The sequence below is a fragment of the Frankia sp. CcWB2 genome (assembly GCF_977927585.1).
In genome coordinates this window covers 1-512 of record NZ_CDWRCM010000172.1, presented here as the reverse complement: position 1 = coordinate 512, position 512 = coordinate 1, and the positions used below count along the sequence as shown (strand labels likewise).

General features: G+C 74.0%; 1 pseudogene. It reads right to left on the bottom strand.

The annotated features are described in order from the left end of the window. A pseudogene (locus ACY45C_RS16535) lies at positions 1 to 512 on the bottom strand (HAD-IIIC family phosphatase); the annotation flags it as partial.

Here is a 512-nt window from a genome sequence, read left to right as displayed (position 1 = left end):
GTCCTCCAGCGAGGTCGCCGCCGCCGCGGCGGCGGCCGTCTCGGCCCGGGCCCGGTACGCGGCGGTGCGCGCGGCGTCCTCGGCCGTGAGGGCGGTGGCCTCGAAGAAGGGGTAGTCCGCCAGCGCCCGGACGTAGCCGTGCGGATCGGCGGGCAGCGCCACGACGTCCACCTCGGGAACGAGCTGGCGGACGACCTCGCGTTCGGCCGGGTTGTCGTCGACGAAGACCAGCGCGTCGAGGCCGAGGCCGAGCGCGGCGGCGATCCGGCGGATCTGCGTCGGCTTGTCGTCCCAGCAGGCACTGAACACCGCGATGTCATCAAGGCCGAGCCGCATCCCCGGATGACGCTCGAACGCCTCCCGGGCGTCGGCGTCGTTGTTCTTGGAACAGACGGCGAGCACGACCCCGCGGGCCTTCAACTCGGCGACGTACGTCTGGAACGCGGCGAACGCCTCCCCGACAGCGCCGTCGCCGAGCGCGATGCCGGCCAGGCCGTCCTCCCCGAGCACGC